Annotated in this window: 9 protein-coding genes; 6 read left to right on the top strand and 3 right to left on the bottom strand. The window is 74.5% G+C overall.

Annotation, left to right across the window (positions count from 1 at the left end; all coding sequences use genetic code 11):
• Positions 1-13: 13 nt before the first annotated feature.
• Positions 14-580, bottom strand: a complete 567-nt coding sequence (locus tag KSK32_RS06720) for a sugar O-acetyltransferase (protein ID WP_216929553.1) — start codon at positions 578-580, stop codon at positions 14-16.
• A 140-nt stretch (positions 581-720) separates the two neighbouring features.
• Here KSK32_RS06720 and KSK32_RS06715 point away from each other — a divergent pair, with 140 nt between their 5' ends.
• A complete protein-coding gene (locus KSK32_RS06715; protein ID WP_216929551.1) occupies positions 721-4,059 on the top strand; it encodes a S8 family serine peptidase in 3,339 nt (1,112 codons plus the stop codon).
• A 57-nt stretch (positions 4,060-4,116) separates the two neighbouring features.
• Here KSK32_RS06715 and dapD read toward each other — a convergent pair whose 3' ends face one another.
• Entirely contained in the window at positions 4,117-5,076 is a 960-nt protein-coding gene (gene dapD / locus KSK32_RS06710) for a 2,3,4,5-tetrahydropyridine-2,6-dicarboxylate N-succinyltransferase (RefSeq protein WP_216935868.1), read from the bottom strand.
• A 103-nt stretch (positions 5,077-5,179) separates the two neighbouring features.
• Between dapD and dapE the strand changes: the two genes are divergently transcribed.
• Positions 5,180-6,253, top strand: a complete 1,074-nt coding sequence (gene dapE / locus KSK32_RS06705; RefSeq protein WP_030273854.1) for a succinyl-diaminopimelate desuccinylase — start codon at positions 5,180-5,182, stop codon at positions 6,251-6,253.
• A gap of 48 nt (positions 6,254-6,301) precedes the next feature.
• On the opposite strand, the gene KSK32_RS06700 is transcribed toward dapE, so the two are convergent.
• On the bottom strand, positions 6,302-6,463 hold the full coding sequence (locus KSK32_RS06700; RefSeq protein ID WP_181726661.1) for a hypothetical protein: 162 nt from the start codon (positions 6,461-6,463) through the stop codon (positions 6,302-6,304).
• Between the two features lie 155 nt (positions 6,464-6,618).
• Here KSK32_RS06700 and KSK32_RS06695 point away from each other — a divergent pair, with 155 nt between their 5' ends.
• The 4 genes from KSK32_RS06695 to KSK32_RS06680 all read left to right on the top strand — a co-directional run bounded on the left by KSK32_RS06695 (position 6,619) and on the right by KSK32_RS06680 (position 15,171).
• Positions 6,619-7,500 carry a TIGR00730 family Rossman fold protein gene (locus KSK32_RS06695; protein ID WP_374226696.1) on the top strand — a complete coding sequence of 294 codons (882 nt, stop codon included), beginning with the start codon at positions 6,619-6,621 and terminating at the stop codon, positions 7,498-7,500.
• Between the two features lie 3 nt (positions 7,501-7,503).
• A complete protein-coding gene (locus KSK32_RS06690) occupies positions 7,504-8,049 on the top strand; it encodes a TIGR00730 family Rossman fold protein (protein WP_216929549.1) in 546 nt (181 codons plus the stop codon).
• Positions 8,050-8,239: 190 nt separating this feature from the next.
• Positions 8,240-11,776 (top strand): ATP-dependent helicase, encoded by a 3,537-nt coding sequence (locus KSK32_RS06685; protein ID WP_216935865.1) that lies wholly within the window; start codon positions 8,240-8,242, stop codon positions 11,774-11,776.
• Positions 11,773-15,171, top strand: a complete 3,399-nt coding sequence (locus KSK32_RS06680) for an ATP-dependent helicase (protein WP_216929547.1) — start codon at positions 11,773-11,775, stop codon at positions 15,169-15,171. Before KSK32_RS06685 ends, KSK32_RS06680 begins: the two co-directional genes overlap by 4 nt.
• Positions 15,172-15,319 lie beyond the last annotated feature (148 nt).

The raw sequence follows: 15,319 nt of genomic DNA, 5'->3' as shown, positions 1-15,319 counted from the left end.
TCGTTCCAGCAGCTCAGGATGGTTTAGTGAGGCTCCTGATCGGGCGAGCGGGGTTACCCACCGCCACCACATCGGCGGGCAGATCGCGGGTTACCACCGCGCCGGCGCCGACCACTGTGTTCTCTCCGATGGTCACTCCGGCCAGCACGATCACGCCTCCGCCGAGCCAGGCGTTGTCACCGATAGTGATCGGCTGGGCCGACTCCCACTTGGCCCGGCGCGCCTCCGGCTCCACCGGATGGGTGGCGGTGAGCAATTGCACGTTCGGCCCGATCTGGACGTCCGCGCCGATCGTGATGCGGGCGACGTCGAGGAGGACCGCGTTGAAGTTGACGAAGGTGCGCGGGCCGATGTGCGTGTGCGAGCCGTAGTCGCAGTACAGCGGCGGCCGGACCCAGGCGTCCTCGCCGAGTGAGCCGAGCAGTTCGCGCAGGGCGGCGAGGCGGGCCGGCGGGTCGTCGGCGGGGCTGCGGTTGAAGCGTTCGCCGAGCCGGGCCGCGCGCTCCAGGTCGGCGATGATCGCGGGGTCGTCGGCGATGTACCGCTCGCCGGCCAGCATCCGGTCCTTCATGGAGGTCATCGCTCGATCGTCCCGGCCCGCCCGGGAGTGGGGTGGTGGTTCCGTCGGATCGGCGACTTCCTGTTGCATACCCGGTATGCAATCCTGATACCCGCGTCGATGTGTCTCTCATCGATGAAACGCCTGACGAAGGAGGAAGGTTGCTCCGGAACCGCAGAAAGCTGACGGCGCTCGGCCTCGGCCTGGCGCTGGCGCTCGGCCTGCCGGTGCCCGCGCCGGCCGCCGCGCCTGCCGGCCCGTCCGCACCTACCGGCCCGTCCGCCCAGACCGGCGTCCGCCCGGTCACCGTCACCCTGATCACCGGCGACCGGGTCACCGTCGCCTCCGGCGGCCGTGCCGCGGTACGCCCCGGCGCCGGCCGCGCCGGCATCCAGTTCCTGGTCGGGCGGGAGCGTGACCGGCTCACCGTGCTGCCGCAGGACGCACTCCCGCTGGTCCGCGCCGGCAAACTCGACCGGCGGCTGTTCGACGTGACCGGGCTGATCGAGGCTGGGTACGACGACGCGCGCCGCGGCACCGTACCGCTGCTCGTGACGTACCGGCCGGGGGTGGCCCGGCGGGCGACGGCCCCGCTCGCCGGTGCGCGGGTGATCCGCGACCTGCCGGCGATCGCCGGCGCGGCTGTCGTCGCCGACAAGGGCGACACCGGCGCGCTCTGGAAGGCGGTGAGCGCCGACCGCTCCGGTGCCCGGCTCGACGCGGCGGGGGGTGTCGACCGGATCTGGCTCGACGGTCGGCGGCGGCTGACACTCGATCACAGCGTGCCGCAGATCGGCGCGCCGACCGCCTGGGCCGCCGGCTGGACCGGTAAGGGCGTGCGGGTCGCGGTGCTCGACACCGGCGTCGACCTCACCCACCCGGACCTGGCCGGCAGGGTCGCGCAGTCGCGCAACTTCACCGAGGAGGAGAACCCGGACGACATCGTCGGGCACGGCACACACGTGGCCTCCACCATCGCCGGCAGCGGCGCCGCCTCGGGCGGGAAGTACCGGGGCGTGGCGCCGGACGCCACGCTGCTGTCCGGAAAGGTGTGCGAGGTCTACGGCTGCACCGACTCGGCCATCCTGGCGGGCATGCAGTGGGCCGCGGCCGAGCAGCGGGCCACTGTGGTCAACATGAGCCTCAGCGGCGGCGACACCCCGGAGGTCGACCCGCTGGAGGAGGCGGTCGGGACGCTCACCGAGCAGTACGGAACGCTGTTCGTGATCTCCGCCGGCAACGACGGCGCCGACGGTTCCGTCGGCTCGCCGGGCACTGCCGAGGCCGCACTCGCGGTCGGCGCGGTGGACCGGGACGACGAACTCGCCGACTTCTCCAGCCGCGGGCCCCGGGTCGGCGACGGCGCGATCAAGCCGGACATCACCGCGCCGGGTGTGGAGATCGTGGCCGCGCGGGCCGCGAACGGACAGATCGGCGACCCGGTGGGGGACCGGTACGCCTCACTGTCCGGCACGTCGATGTCCGCCCCCCACGTGGCCGGCGCGGTCGCGCTGCTCGCCCAGCAGCACCCCGGCTGGACGCCCGAGCGCTACAAGGCGACGCTGATGGCCTCGGCGAAGCCGCACCCGGGACAGACCGCGTTCCAGCAGGGCGCGGGCCGGGTCGACGTCGCCCGGGCGATCACCCAGCAGGTGACGAGCGAACCGGCGTCCGTCTCGTTCGGCGTGGCGACCTGGCCGCACACCGACGACCAGCCGATCAGCCGGACGGTCACCTACCGCAACGGCGGGACCACCCCGCTCACGCTGGACCTGAGCACCGAGTTCACCGGGCCGGGCGGGCGGACCGCACCGGCCGGCATGCTCACGCTCAGCGCCTCCCGGCTCACCGTCCCGGCGGGCGGCACCGCCCAGGTGACGGTCGTGGTGGACACCAGGCTCGGCGCCGACGGCTACTGGACCGGCCGCCTGGTCGCCCGAGCCGGCGACGCGGTGGCGGTGACGCCGCTCGCGGTCGACCGCGAGGTGGAGAGCTACGACCTCACAGTGACGCATCGGGACCGCTCCGGCGCACTGACCGGCGGCTACTACACCACGCTGCTCGGGCTCGACGACGTCAGCTACCGCGACGTGTACGACGCCGACGGCGAGGCCCGCATCCGCGTACCGAAGGGCCGGTACGGCGTGCAGAGCCTGATCTTCGTGGACGGTGAACAGGGCTGGTCGGAGGTCTCCTTCCTCGCCCAGCCGGAACTGGTGGTGACCGGGAACCAGCGGCTCACGCTGGACGCCCGGCGGGCGAAGCCGATCCGTACCACGGTGCCGCAGCGTGGCGCAGCGCCACTGCTGATCGACCTCTCCGCCGCCTGGGGATTCGGCGACTACTACAACAGCTTCGGGCTCTGGGCCGACAGGTTCGAGGGTCTCCACTCCGCCCAACTCGGCCGCACCGTCTCGGACAAGGTGTTCGTCGGCTCGCTCGCCAGCCAGTGGGCCGAGCCGACAGCGCCCGAGCGCAGCCCGTACTTCTACGGCCTGAACGAGCTGTTCCCGGGCCGGTTCCCGACCGGCTTCGTCCGGCACTACCGGCCGGGCGACCTGGCCACCGTCGCGAACCGGTTCGCGGCCGGCTACACCGGAATGGACACCGAACTGGTCGTGTACGCGGAGCCCGACTACAACATGGGCGGCTCGGCGGTCGTCCTGCCCGTCCGGGTGCCCGGCAAGCGGATCGACCACCTCAGCACCACCCGGACCCGCTGGAGCGCCGAGCTGGCCTTCGGCGAGCGGGACGAGCAGGGGTGGCTCCAGCCGCGGGCGGTGCTGGAGTCGGTGCCCACCCGCTACCGGGCCGGGCACACCTACCGCGACGAGTGGAACAAGGCCCCGTTCGGCCCGTCGTTCCCGCAGCCGCAGTGGCCGGAGGAGGGCATCACCCGTATCGGCGACACCCTCGTGGTCTTGCTGCCGGTGCACAGCGACGCGGCCGGGCACCCGGGCGGCTCGCTCAACGACACCGAGCAGACCCGGCTCTACCGCAACGGCAAGCTGGTCGGTGAGTCGCCCTACCCGGGCTACGGCGAGTTCACGGTGCCGCCGGGGACGGCGAACTACCGGCTGGAGACGAGTGCGACGCGCGGCTTCACCGACCTGAGCACCGAGGTCTCGGCGACGTGGACGTTCCGCTCCAAGCGCGTGCCGGGCGACGTGCCGGCCCGGCTCCCGGCCATGGCGGTCCGGTTCACGCCGCCGCTGGCGGTGGACAGCTCCGCCCCGGCGGGCCGGACGTTCGCCGTGCCGGTGACGGTGCAGCGCCAGCCCGGCGCACCGTCCGGCCGGGTCGTGGCGCTCACCGTCGACGTCTCCTACGACGGCGGCAAGACCTGGCGCAAGGCGGCATTGAAGAAGCAGGGCGGGGGGTGGACGGCCACCGTCCGGCACCCGGCCGGCCCGGGGTACGCGTCGCTGCGGGCCACCGCCCGTGACGACGCCGGCAACACCGTGACCCAGCGGATCGTCCAGGCGTACCGCCTGCGGTGAGCCGGCCGTCCGGGTCCGCGCGGCGGTCGCCGTCGCGGACCCGGACGGGGGTACGGCTCAGTCGTTCGCGTGCAGCGCGGCGTTGAGCGCGATGCCCTGGCCGGTGCGGGGCTTCGCCTCCAGCGCGCCGGTCACCGAGTTGCGCCAGAACAGCAGCCCGTCGACGCCGGACAACTCGCGGGCCTTGACGGTCCGGCCGTCCGGCAACGTGACCTTGGAGCCGGCGGTGACGTAGCAGCCCGCCTCGACCACGCAGTCGTCGCCGAGCGAGATGCCGATGCCGGCGTTCGCGCCGACCAGGCTGCGCTCACCGATGCGCACCTTCTCCGTGCCACCACCGGAGAGCGTCCCCATGATCGAGGCTCCGGCGCCGACGTCGGAGCCGTCGCCGACCACCACGCCCTGCACGATCCGGCCCTCGACCATGGAGGTGCCCAGCGTGCCCGCGTTGAAGTTGCAGAAGCCCTCGTGCATCACAGTGGTGCCGGACGACAGGTACGCGCCGAGCCGGACCCGGTCCGCGTCCGCGATCCGCACCCCGGACGGCACCACGTAGTCGGTCATCCGGGGGAACTTGTCCACCCCGTACACGGCCAGGTGGCGGCTGGCGGCCCGCTCGATGACGCGCAGCTCGTCCACCCGCTCCGGCGGGCACGGCCCGGCCGACGTCCAGGCGACGTTCGCCAGCTTGCCGAAGATGCCGTCGAGGTTCAGCTCGTTGGGCCGCACCAGGCGGTGGGAGAGCAGATGCAACCGCAGGTACGCGTCGGCGGCGTCCTTGATCGGGTCGTCCAGCGAGCCGATCACGGTGGTCACCTCGACCGTGCGCAGGCCGGGCAGCGCCCGTTCGCCGATCGCGCCCGGAGGCAGGTCGAGCACGTCGGCCCGGTCCTCGCCGGGCACCAGCGGCAGCTCGCCCAGACCCAGCTTGCCGGTCGGGTACCAGGTGTCGAGCACCTGGTCCTGAGCGGTGACGGTGGCCAGGCCGATGCCCCAGGCGGATGGTGCGGACGTCACGATGTCACCCTTCTCCTCCGGCGGCGGCGTCCGCCGCTGCTCGCGGCCGGGGGCGCGGCACGTGTTCATCGCGCCCACCGAGGTTGACGGTACCGTGCGAGACATGCAGAACCCGTTGACCCCCGAGGTCCTGGCCGATCCGGTGGCGCTGACCCGCGCCCTGGTCGACATCGAGTCGGTGTCCCTCAACGAGAAGGCCATCGCCGACTGCGTCGAGGAGGTGCTGCGCGGTGTGCCGCACCTGACCACCTACCGGCACTCGAACACCGTCATGGCCCGTACCGACCTGGGCCGGGCGCAGCGCGTGGTGCTCGCCGGCCACCTGGACACCGTTCCGCTCAACGGCAACTTCCCCTCGACCATGCGCGGCGACCTGATGTACGGCTGCGGCACCTCCGACATGAAGTCCGGTGTCGCCTTCGCGCTGCACCTGGCGGTGACGCTGCCCGACCCGCGCTACGACGTCACGTACTTCTTCTACGAGGCCGAGGAGATCGAGTCGAAGTACAACGGCCTCACCCTGGTCGCGCAGAGCCACCCCGAGTGGCTGGAGGCCGACTTCGCGGTGCTGCTGGAGCCGACGTACGGGATCGTCGAGGCGGGCTGCCAGGGCACCATGCGGGCGGTGGTCACCACGCACGGCGAGCGGGCCCACGCGGCGCGCTCCTGGCACGGCGTGAACGCCATCCACGGCGCGAGCGAGGTGTTGCGGCGGCTGACCACGTACGAGGCCCGCCGGGTGACCATCGAGGGCTGCGACTACCGCGAGGGCCTCAACGCGGTCCGGATCACCGGCGGGGTCGCCGGCAACGTCATCCCCGACCGCTGCGAGATCGAGATCAACTACCGGTACGCCCCGGACCGCGACCCGGCGGGCGCCGAGGCGCACCTGCGCGAGGTCTTCGCCGGCTTCGAGCTGGAGGTCACCGACGCGGCGGCCGGTGCGCCGCCCGGACTGGAGAGCCCGGCGGCGCAGGAGTTCCTGGCGGCGGTCGGTGCCGCGCCGATCGGCAAGCTGGGCTGGACGGACGTGGCGCGGTTCGCGGCCATGGGCATTCCGGCCCTGAACTTCGGCCCTGGCGACCCGAACCTGGCGCACCACAAGGACGAGCACGTCGAACTGACCAAGATCCGGGACGGCGCGGCGACGCTGCACCGCTGGCTGGCCCCGGCCTGACGCGTTGCGATCCCGGGGCCCGCGCCCGCCTCGCGGGCCCCGGGATCGTCAGACGGTCGTCGTCAGGGGTGCGTCCGCCTCGCCGGTCTCGCCGGTCAGGTCGGACCGGTGGGTCTCCATCATCCGGGCGCGGCGGCGCTCGGCCACCACGTCACGGATCCGCCGCTGCATCTGACGGCGAATCCGGATCATCTCGCTGTTACTGATCAACGCTGGCTCCTCCCCCGAAGGCGCGTCGCCCGGGGTATACCGGGTATGTGAATAGTAAGACGTACGTGCGACCGATTTAGTTGCCCGGATCCCAAAGATTTTTCCGGCTTCCGGGCCTGCGCGCCGCGCCGGAGCCCCTCTACTACGGTGGCCCCATGGGCGAGAGCAGGGGAATGCCGGCCGGGGACGGCCGGCGGGAGGAGCGGAACCGGGGGGAACGGCACCGCGGCGCGGTGACGCTGCGAAACCGGGCGATTCCGACGAGTACGGCGGATCAGCGACTGCTCGACTCCCGGGGCCGCAGCGACTGGAAGACCAAGGACGCCTGGCGCGCGCTGCGGATCCTCTCCGAGTTCGTCGAGGGCTTCGACACCCTCGCCGACCTGCCCCCGGCGGTGAGCGTCTTCGGCTCCGCCCGCAGCAAGCCGGACAGCCCGGAGTGCCGGATGGCCGAGGAGCTGGGCGGCGCCCTCGCCCGCGCCGGGTACGCCGTGATCACCGGCGGCGGCCCCGGCGTCATGGAGGCCGCCAACCGGGGCGCCGGTGAGGCCGGCGGCCTCTCCGTCGGGCTCGGTATCGAGCTGCCGTTCGAGCAGGGCCTCAACGACTGGGTCGACCTGGCCATCGACTTCCGCTACTTCTTCGCCCGCAAGACCATGTTCGTCAAGTACGCCCAGGCGTTCGTGGTGCTGCCCGGCGGCTTCGGCACCCTGGACGAGCTGTTCGAGGCGCTCACCCTGGTGCAGACCGGCAAGGTGACCCGCTTCCCGGTCGTGCTGATGGGCACCGACTACTGGCGCGGGCTGCTCGACTGGCTCCGCGGCACGATGGCCGCCGAGGGCAAGATCGGCCCGGCCGACCTCGACCTGATCTGCCTCACCGACGACGTCAACGAGGCGGTCCGGCACATCGTGGAGGCCGAGGCCGTACTCTCCGCCGAGCAGGAGGCGGTCCGCGAGGAGGCGGTCGCCCGGGTGGCCGCCGACCAGCGCGCCGCCGCCGAGGCGGCCCCCGAGGGCCCGGCGGGACGGAGCTGATCCGTGGCCAACGTCTGTGTCTTCTGCGCGTCCTCCCGCACTCTCGACGCCCGCTGGCTGGCGCTCGCCACCGAGACCGGCGAGGAACTGGCCCGGCGCGGCCACACGCTGGTCAGCGGCGGCGGCTGCGTCGGGATGATGGGCGCCGTGGTGCAGGGCGCACGGGCGGCCGGCGGTCGCACCGTCGGCGTCATCCCGCAGTCCCTGGTCGACCTGGAAGTGGCCGACCTGGACTCCGACGAGCTGCTGGTCACCGACAGCCTGGCCAGCCGCAAGACGCTGATGGACGAGAAGTCCGACGCGTTCGTGGCGCTGCCCGGCGGGCTCGGCACGCTGGACGAGCTGTTCGAGGTCTGGACCACCGCCACCCTGGCCCTGCACGCCAAGCCGATGGTGATCGTCGACGTGGACGGGTTCTACCGGCCGCTGCTCGACTGGATCCGCGGGCTCGGTGAGCAGCGGTTCCTCAAGCCGGCCGCGCTGGACCTGCTGATGGTCGCCGGCAGCGTCCCCGCCGCCCTGGACCTGATCGACGCCCGCCTGACCTGACACCCGCGCGCCCGGTCGGCCGCCCGTGCGTGATCGACACCATCTCGGGGAGGTGGTGGTGTCCGGGCTTGTGTGATGTGGCCATTTCCCCGTGGTGGTGTTGATCTAGAAGTTGCATGCGGGTGAGCTGGTGACGGGCGGGACGGCGGTCGGTTTCCGGGTGTCGTACCGGCGTGGTGGGATGTCGGTGATGCAGGCGTACCGGTTGGTGCGCCGGCCCGGCGGCGCGGGGGCGGGGGTCACCCACGACGCCGGGGCGGGGCAGGGGGTGGGTCGGCCCGGCGGGCCGGCCGATGCGGAGCCGCGATCCGGGGGGTCGGCGGGCGATGCCGCGCACCCGGAGCCTGGCACGAACGCCGACGCGGTGCAGGCGGAGGTGGTCGCGCACACCGACGGGCCGATGCTCGTCGTGGGTGGCCCGGGCACCGGGAAGACGTCCACTCTGGTCGAGGCGGTCGCCGCCCGCGTGGGCGAGGGTGTCGACCCGGAGCGGATCCTCGTGCTCACCTTCGGCCGGCGCGGCGCCACCGAACTGCGCCACCGGATCGAGGCGCGGATCGCCGGCGACGGGCACCGCGTGGTCCGCGAGCCGCTGGTGCGCACGTTCCCGGCGTACGCCTTCGGGCTGCTGCGCCGCGCGGCGGCCGAACGCGGTGAGCCCTCGCCCCGGCTGCTCACCGGCCCGGAACAGGACCTGATCATCCGCGAGCTGCTCGACGTGGTGGGGGAGGAACCCGGCGACGACCCGGTCGGCTGGCCGGAGGATCTGCGCCCCGCACTGCGTACCCGGGCGTTCGCCCAGCAGCTCCGCGACCTGCTGATGCGTGCCGCGGAGCGCGGCGTCGGCCCGGTCGAGCTGGCCCGGCTGGGCGGGAAGCTGGGCCGCGCCGACTGGCCGGCCGCCGCGCGTTTCCTGCGGGAGTACGTCGCCGTGCTCGCCCTGCGCGACGTGAGCAACAGGGGCTCGGTCGCGTACGACCCGGCGGAGCTGGTGCGTGCCGCCACCGGCATGCTGCTCGACGATCCCGAGCTGCTCGCCGCCGAGCGCCGTCGCCTGGCCCACGTGTACGTGGACGAGCTGGCCGACACCGACCCGGCCCAGCTCGACCTGCTCGCCGTGGTGGCCGGGGGCGGGCGGTCCCTGGTGGCGTTCGCCGACCCGGACTCGTCCACGTACGCGTTCCGCGGCGCCGACCCGGCCGGCGTCACCACGTTCCCGCACCGCTTCCGGACCGCCTCCGGTGCGCCGGCCGCGCAGGTCACGCTCACCACCTCGTACCGGGCCGGGCCGGAACTGCTGGCGGCCACCGCCCGGCTGGCCCGGCGGCTGCGCGGCCCGGCGGCGCACCGGCGGCTGCGCCCGCTTCCCGGCGCGCCCGCCGGAACGGTGGAGGTACTGACGTTCCGGTCCGCCACCAGCGAGTCGGCGTGGCTGGCGCACGCGTTGCGCGAGGCGCACCTGCTCGACGGCGTGCCCTGGTCCCGGATGGCGGTGCTGGTCCGCTCCACCGGCCGGCAACTGCCGTCGCTGCGGCGTGCGCTGCACACGGCCGGTGTGCCGACCGTGGTGCACGGCGAGGACCTGCCACTGCACCTCCAGCCGGCGGTCGCCCCGCTGCTGCTCCTGCTGCGCTGCGCGCTCGAACCCGACCGGCTGGACGAGGAGGCGGCAGTCGCGTTGCTGCACTCGCCGCTGGGCGGCGCCGACCCGCTGGCCGAGCGGCGGCTGCGCCAGGGCCTGCGGGCGCTGGCGCTGGCCGGCGGCGACCGCCGCCCGTCCGGGGAGCTGCTGGTGGAGGCGCTGCGTGACCCGGTGGAACTGGCCACCATCGAGCGTCGCTGGGCGGGGCCCGCACAGGCGGTGGCGCACCTGCTCGCGACCGCCCGGGAGACGGCCGGCCGGTCCGGCGCCACAGTCGAGGACGTGCTCTGGGCGGTGTGGCGGGAGAGCGGGCTGGCCGAACGCTGGGCCGGGGCGATCACCCGGGGGCGGGCGGCTACCGGCGAGCACGAGACCGCCCAGCGCTGGCGGGCCGAGGCTGCCGACCGTGACCTGGACGCGGTACTCGTCCTCTTCGACGCGGCGGCCCGGTTCACCGACCGGCTGCCCGGCGCGCGTACCGAGGTGTTCCTCGACCACGTCGGAGGGCAGGAGCTGCCCGCCGACACGCTCGCCGCCGCCGCCGACCGGGGTGACGCGGTACGCCTGCTCACCGCGCACGCCGCCAAGGGGCTGGAGTGGGATCTGGTCGCGGTGGCCGGGGTGCAGGAGGGCGTCTGGCCGGACCTGCGCCTGCGCGGCAGCCTGCTCGGCTCGGAGCGGCTCGTCGACGTGCTCGCCGGTCGCGCCGACGGTGCCGGGCTGCGGGCCAGCCTGGTCGGGCAGACGTCGGCGCTGCTCGACGAGGAGCGGCGGCTGTTCCACGTCGCGATCAGCCGGGCGCGACGGCGGCTGCTGGTCACCGCTGTCGCGTCCGCCGCGGTCGGCGGGGACGACCACGAGGAGCAGCCGAGCCGCTTCCTGCACGAGCTGGCCGCCGCCGACCCGCCCGCCACCGGCGGAACCGGTCCGGCCCCGACCGGCCCGGCCCCGACCGGAAACGGCCCGACCGGAAACGGCCCGACCGGAAACGGCCCGACCGGTACGGCCACGCGTGGGGGCGCCGCCGACGGGCCGGTGCCGCACGGGGACGAGCATCCGCAGGACGGGCCGCCCACGGCGCTCCCGGTCACCCTGCCGCCGCGTGGGCTCACCCTGTCCGCCCTGGTGGCGGAGCTGCGTACCGCAGTCACCGACCCGGCGACGCCGATCACCCGGCGGCACGCGGCGGCGGGTGAGCTGGCGCGGCTGGCCGCGGCCGGGGTGCCCGGTGCGCACCCGGACGACTGGTGGGGATTGCGCGGCCTGTCCGACGACCGGCCGCTGGTCGACGAGGGCGAGCCGGTGCGGGTCACGCCGTCGGCGATGGAGAGCGCGTTGCGGTGCAGCCTGCGCTGGCTGCTGGAACGGCATGGCGGCAGCGCCCCGGCGAGCGCCGCGCAGGGCGTGGGCAACCTGGTGCACGCCGCCGCGATGCTGGCGGAGGACGCGAGCGTCGACCGGGAGGCGTTGCTGGAGTACGTGGCCGCCCGGTTCGACGCGATCGAACTGGCCGCCCGGTGGATGGCCGGCCCGGAGCGGCAGCGCGCCGAGGCGATGGTGGACAAGCTGCTGCGCTGGCTGGCCGGCAACCCGCGTCGGCTGCTCGCGATCGAGCACGAGTTCGCGGTCCGCCTCGACGACCCGTCCCGTCCGATCGAGCTGACCGGCCGGGTCGACCGGCTTGAGGTCGACGACGAGGGGCGGCTCGTGGTGATCGACCTGAAGACCGGCAAGTCGACGGCGGTCACCGAGCGGGAGGTGGCCGAGCATCCGCAGCTCGGTGCATACCAGGCGGCGGTGGAGGCGGGCGGGTTCGCCGAGTTCGGCGAGGAACCGGGCGGTGCCGCGCTGGTGCAGCTCGGCACCGGCGCGCGGGACGCCAGGGAGCAGACGCAGGCCGCGGCCGGGGAGGGCCCGGAGGCGGGGTGGGCCACCGCGCTGGTGCGCCGTACCGCCGACACGATGGCCGCCTCGACGTTCGCCGCCGTGGCCAACTCCAAGTGCCGGGTCTGCCCGGTACGCACCAGCTGCCCGGTCTCCGGCCAGGGCCGCCAGGTGGTCGAGCCACCGCCGGAGGGTTCATGAGCGTTCAGCCGGCGCTGTTCGGCGCCTCCGCCACGCCCGCGCCGCGCACCGCCGACGCCGGGCCCCGCTACACGCCGGTCGAGCTGGCCCGGCTGCTGCGGCTGCCCGCGCCCACCCGGGAACAGGCCGCGATCATCGCCGCGCCGGTGGAGCCGCTGCTGGTGGTCGCGGGCGCCGGCTCGGGCAAGACCGAGACGATGGCCGCGCGGGTGGTCTGGCTGGTCGCCAACTCCTACGTACGCCCCGAGCACATCCTCGGTCTCACCTTCACCCGGAAGGCGGCGGGTGAGCTGGCACACCGGGTCCGGACCCGGCTCGACCAGCTCATCCGGCGGCTCGGCCGGCCGGGGCGGGATCCGCACGACGACCCGCTGGCGGGCGAGCCGACCGTGTCCACGTACCACTCGTACGCCGGGCGGATCGTCACCGAGCACGGGTTGCGCGCCGGGTACGAGCCGACCACCCGGCTGCTCACCGAGGCGTCCCGCTGGCAGCTCGTCGACCTGCTGGTACGCAACTACGACGGCGACATGTCCGAGGTGGACCGGATGCCGTCGACCATCACCGACGCCGTCCTGGCGCTCGCCGGTGAGCTGGACGAGCATCTGGTCGACCCGGACGAGCTGGCGGCCTGGACCGGCCGGTTCTTCGCCGACGTGCAGTCCCGGCCGGGCCGGGTCTACGCCGACGTGCGTAAGGCGCTCCAGCTCCAGCGGACCCGGCTGAAGCTGCTGCCGCTGGTGCGCGCGTACGCCCGGCGCAAGGACGACTTCGAGGCGATGGACTTCGCCGACCAGCTCGCCCGCGCGGCCCGGGTGGCCCGGGACCACCCCGGCGTCGGCGTGATCGAGCGGGACCGGTTCCGGGTGGTGCTGCTCGACGAGTACCAGGACACCAGTCACGCCCAGGTGGTGCTGCTCAACGCGCTGTTCGGCGGCGGCCATCCGGTCACCGCCGTGGGCGACCCGTGCCAGTCCATCTACGGCTGGCGCGGGGCCAGCGCCGGCACGCTCGACCGGTTCCCGGCCGAGTTCGCCCGCACCGACGGCAGCGCAGCCGACGTGCTCAGCCTGACCACGAGCTGGCGCAACCGGCCGGAGATCCTCGGCGTCGCCAACACGCTGTCGGTGCCGCTGCGGGCGGCCGGCGCGCGGGTGCCGGAACTGCACGCAGCGCTCAGCGTCCGCGACCCGATCCCGCACCGCACGCCGGGCGGGCAGGCCGGCGGCACCGTGCACTGCGCGCTGCTCCAGACGTACGCCGACGAGGCCGACTGGATCGCGGACAACGTGCTGGCGGCCTGGCGGGGCGTGGCCGGGATGCCGGGTGCGCTGCCCGAGCACATCCCGGCCGACCGCCGCCCGACCACCGCGGTGCTGGTGCGGCTGCGCAGCCAGATCCCGGCGATCGAGGCGGCGCTGCGCGCCCGCGGGCTGCCGGTCGACGTGGTCGGCCTGGGTGGGCTGCTGGACACCCCGGAGGTACGGGACGTGGTGTGCACGCTGCGCGTACTCGCCGACCCGACCGACGGGGCGGCCCTGCTGCGGCTGCTCACCGGTGCGCGCTGGCGGATCGGCCCGCGTGACCTGGTGGCCCTGCACCGCCGCGCCCGCGCCATCGCCCGCAGCCGCCGGGAGCTGACCGGCGACGAGGGCCCGGAGATCACCGTGGACGCGCTGGACGAGGCGACGCTCGTCGAGGCGCTGGCCGACCCGGGGCCGGCGCAGGCGTACTCGGCCGAGGGCTTCGCGCGGCTGCGCTCGTACGGGATGGAGCTGGCGCTGCTGCGCTACCGGCTGGACCAGTCGTTGCCGGAGCTGATCGCGGACATCGAGCGGACCATCGGCCTCGACGTGGAGGTGGCGGTCCGGGCCGGCCGGGACGGCGCGGGCGACGCCGGGCTGGCCCGTGCCCACCTGGACGCGCTCGGCGACGTGGCGGCCCGGTTCAGCGGCGAGACGCCCGGCGCGACGCTGGCCGGTTTCCTCGCCTACCTGGCCGCCGCCGAGGACGAGGAGCGCGGGCTCGCGCCCGGCGAGGTCGAGGTGGTGGCCGGCGCGGTGCAGGTGCTCACCGCGCACGCCGCGAAGGGCCTGGAATGGGACGTGGTGGCGGTCGCCGGGATGACCCGGGGCGTCTGGCCGGGGCCGGTGCGCAACTCCGACCACTGGCTGGGCGGCCTGGGCGTGCTGCCGTTCCCGTTGCGCGGCGACGCGGACGGGCTACCCGACCTGGCTCTGCCGGAGGCGGAGGACCAGCGCGGCGTGGCCCGGGCGCTGACCGACTTCACCGACGCCTGGCGGGCGCACGACGAGCGGGAGGAGCGCCGACTGGCGTACGTGGCGGTGACCCGCCCCCGCCGGTTGCTGCTCTGCTCCGGCTACTGGTGGGGGGAGGGGACCAAGCGGTTCCGGGGCCCGTCGGTGTTCCTGCGGGAGGTGCACGACGCCTGCCTGTCGGGTGCGGACGGGCACGTGGTGGACGCGTGGACGCCCGAGCCGGCCGGGGACGCGGTGAACCCGACCACCGAGACGGTGCTGCGGGCCGAGTGGCCGGCCGACCCGCTCGGCGCCCGCCGTCCGGCGCTGACCGAGGCGGCGGCGCTGGTCCGCCGCTGCCTGGCCGACCCGGAGGCGGCCCGGCGCGAGGCGGCAGTGCTCGCCACGACCGGGGAGGACGCCGAGGTGGCCCGCTGGCGGCGCGAGGCCGATCTGCTGCTCGCCGAGCGGGCGGAGCTGGCCCGGCAGGCCGAGGCGGTCGAGGTCGAACTACCCGGCCAGCTCTCGGTGACCCAGCTGGTGGCGTTGCGCCGCGACCCGGAGGCGCTGGCCCGGACGCTGCGCCGCCCGATGCCGACGGAACCGACCCCGTACGCCCGGCGCGGCACCGCGTTCCACGCCTGGCTGGAGCAGCGCTTCGGCGCCGACCGGCTGCTCGACGTGGACGAGTTGCCCGGCGCGGCGGACGAGGACGCGGCCCCGGACGAGGCGCTGGTCGAGTTGCAGAAGCGCTTCCTGGCGAGCGAGTGGGCCGACCGGGTGCCGGTGGAGGTGGAGGTGCCGTTCGCCACCGTCGTCGCCGGGGTGGTGGTCAGGGGGCGGATGGACGCCGTGTTCGCCCGCCCGGGCGGGCGCTACGACGTGGTCGACTGGAAGACCGGGCGGCAGCCGGCCGGCCGGGAGGCCGACGCGGCGGCGGTGCAGCTGGCGGTCTACCGGCTGGCCTGGGCGGAACTGGCCGGGGTGCCGGTGGACCGGGTCGGCGCCGCCTTCCACTACGTGCGGGACTCCGCCACGGTCCGCCCGGCTGATCTGCTCGACGCGGAGGGGCTGACCGCGTTGGTGGCCGCCGTACCGGAAATCCCGGGGGATCTCCCGCAGCGCACGAATCCGTGATACGTTGACTGGGTTGCAGTTTTGGTTTCCAGAGACTCTGTGTGCGCCTGGCGGATTGTGGCCCCAGGCGCTCTTTGTTGTGTCCGGAGTTCTCCGGGCGGGGCGACCAGCAGCGACAGGCACGCCGCGTATTCCACGCGCGGGGTGC

The organism is Micromonospora sp. WMMB482 (assembly GCF_019038635.1).
Lineage (GTDB): Bacteria > Actinomycetota > Actinomycetes > Mycobacteriales > Micromonosporaceae > Micromonospora > Micromonospora marina.
Note: the sequence above shows the minus strand (reverse complement) of the source record. Positions and strands in the feature narration are given on the sequence as shown.

What these genes read in the sequence shown, in the direction of transcription:
- KSK32_RS06720 (WP_216929553.1), bottom strand. Translation starts at nt 580, where the DNA reads ATGACCTCCATGAAGGACCGGATGCTGGCCGGCGAGCGGTACATCGCC.
- dapE (WP_030273854.1), top strand. Translation starts at nt 5,180, where the DNA reads ATGCAGAACCCGTTGACCCCCGAGGTCCTGGCCGATCCGGTGGCGCTG.
- KSK32_RS06695 (WP_374226696.1), top strand. Translation starts at nt 6,619, where the DNA reads ATGGGCGAGAGCAGGGGAATGCCGGCCGGGGACGGCCGGCGGGAGGAG.
- KSK32_RS06685 (WP_216935865.1), top strand. Translation starts at nt 8,240, where the DNA reads ATGCAGGCGTACCGGTTGGTGCGCCGGCCCGGCGGCGCGGGGGCGGGG.
- KSK32_RS06680 (WP_216929547.1), top strand. Translation starts at nt 11,773, where the DNA reads ATGAGCGTTCAGCCGGCGCTGTTCGGCGCCTCCGCCACGCCCGCGCCG.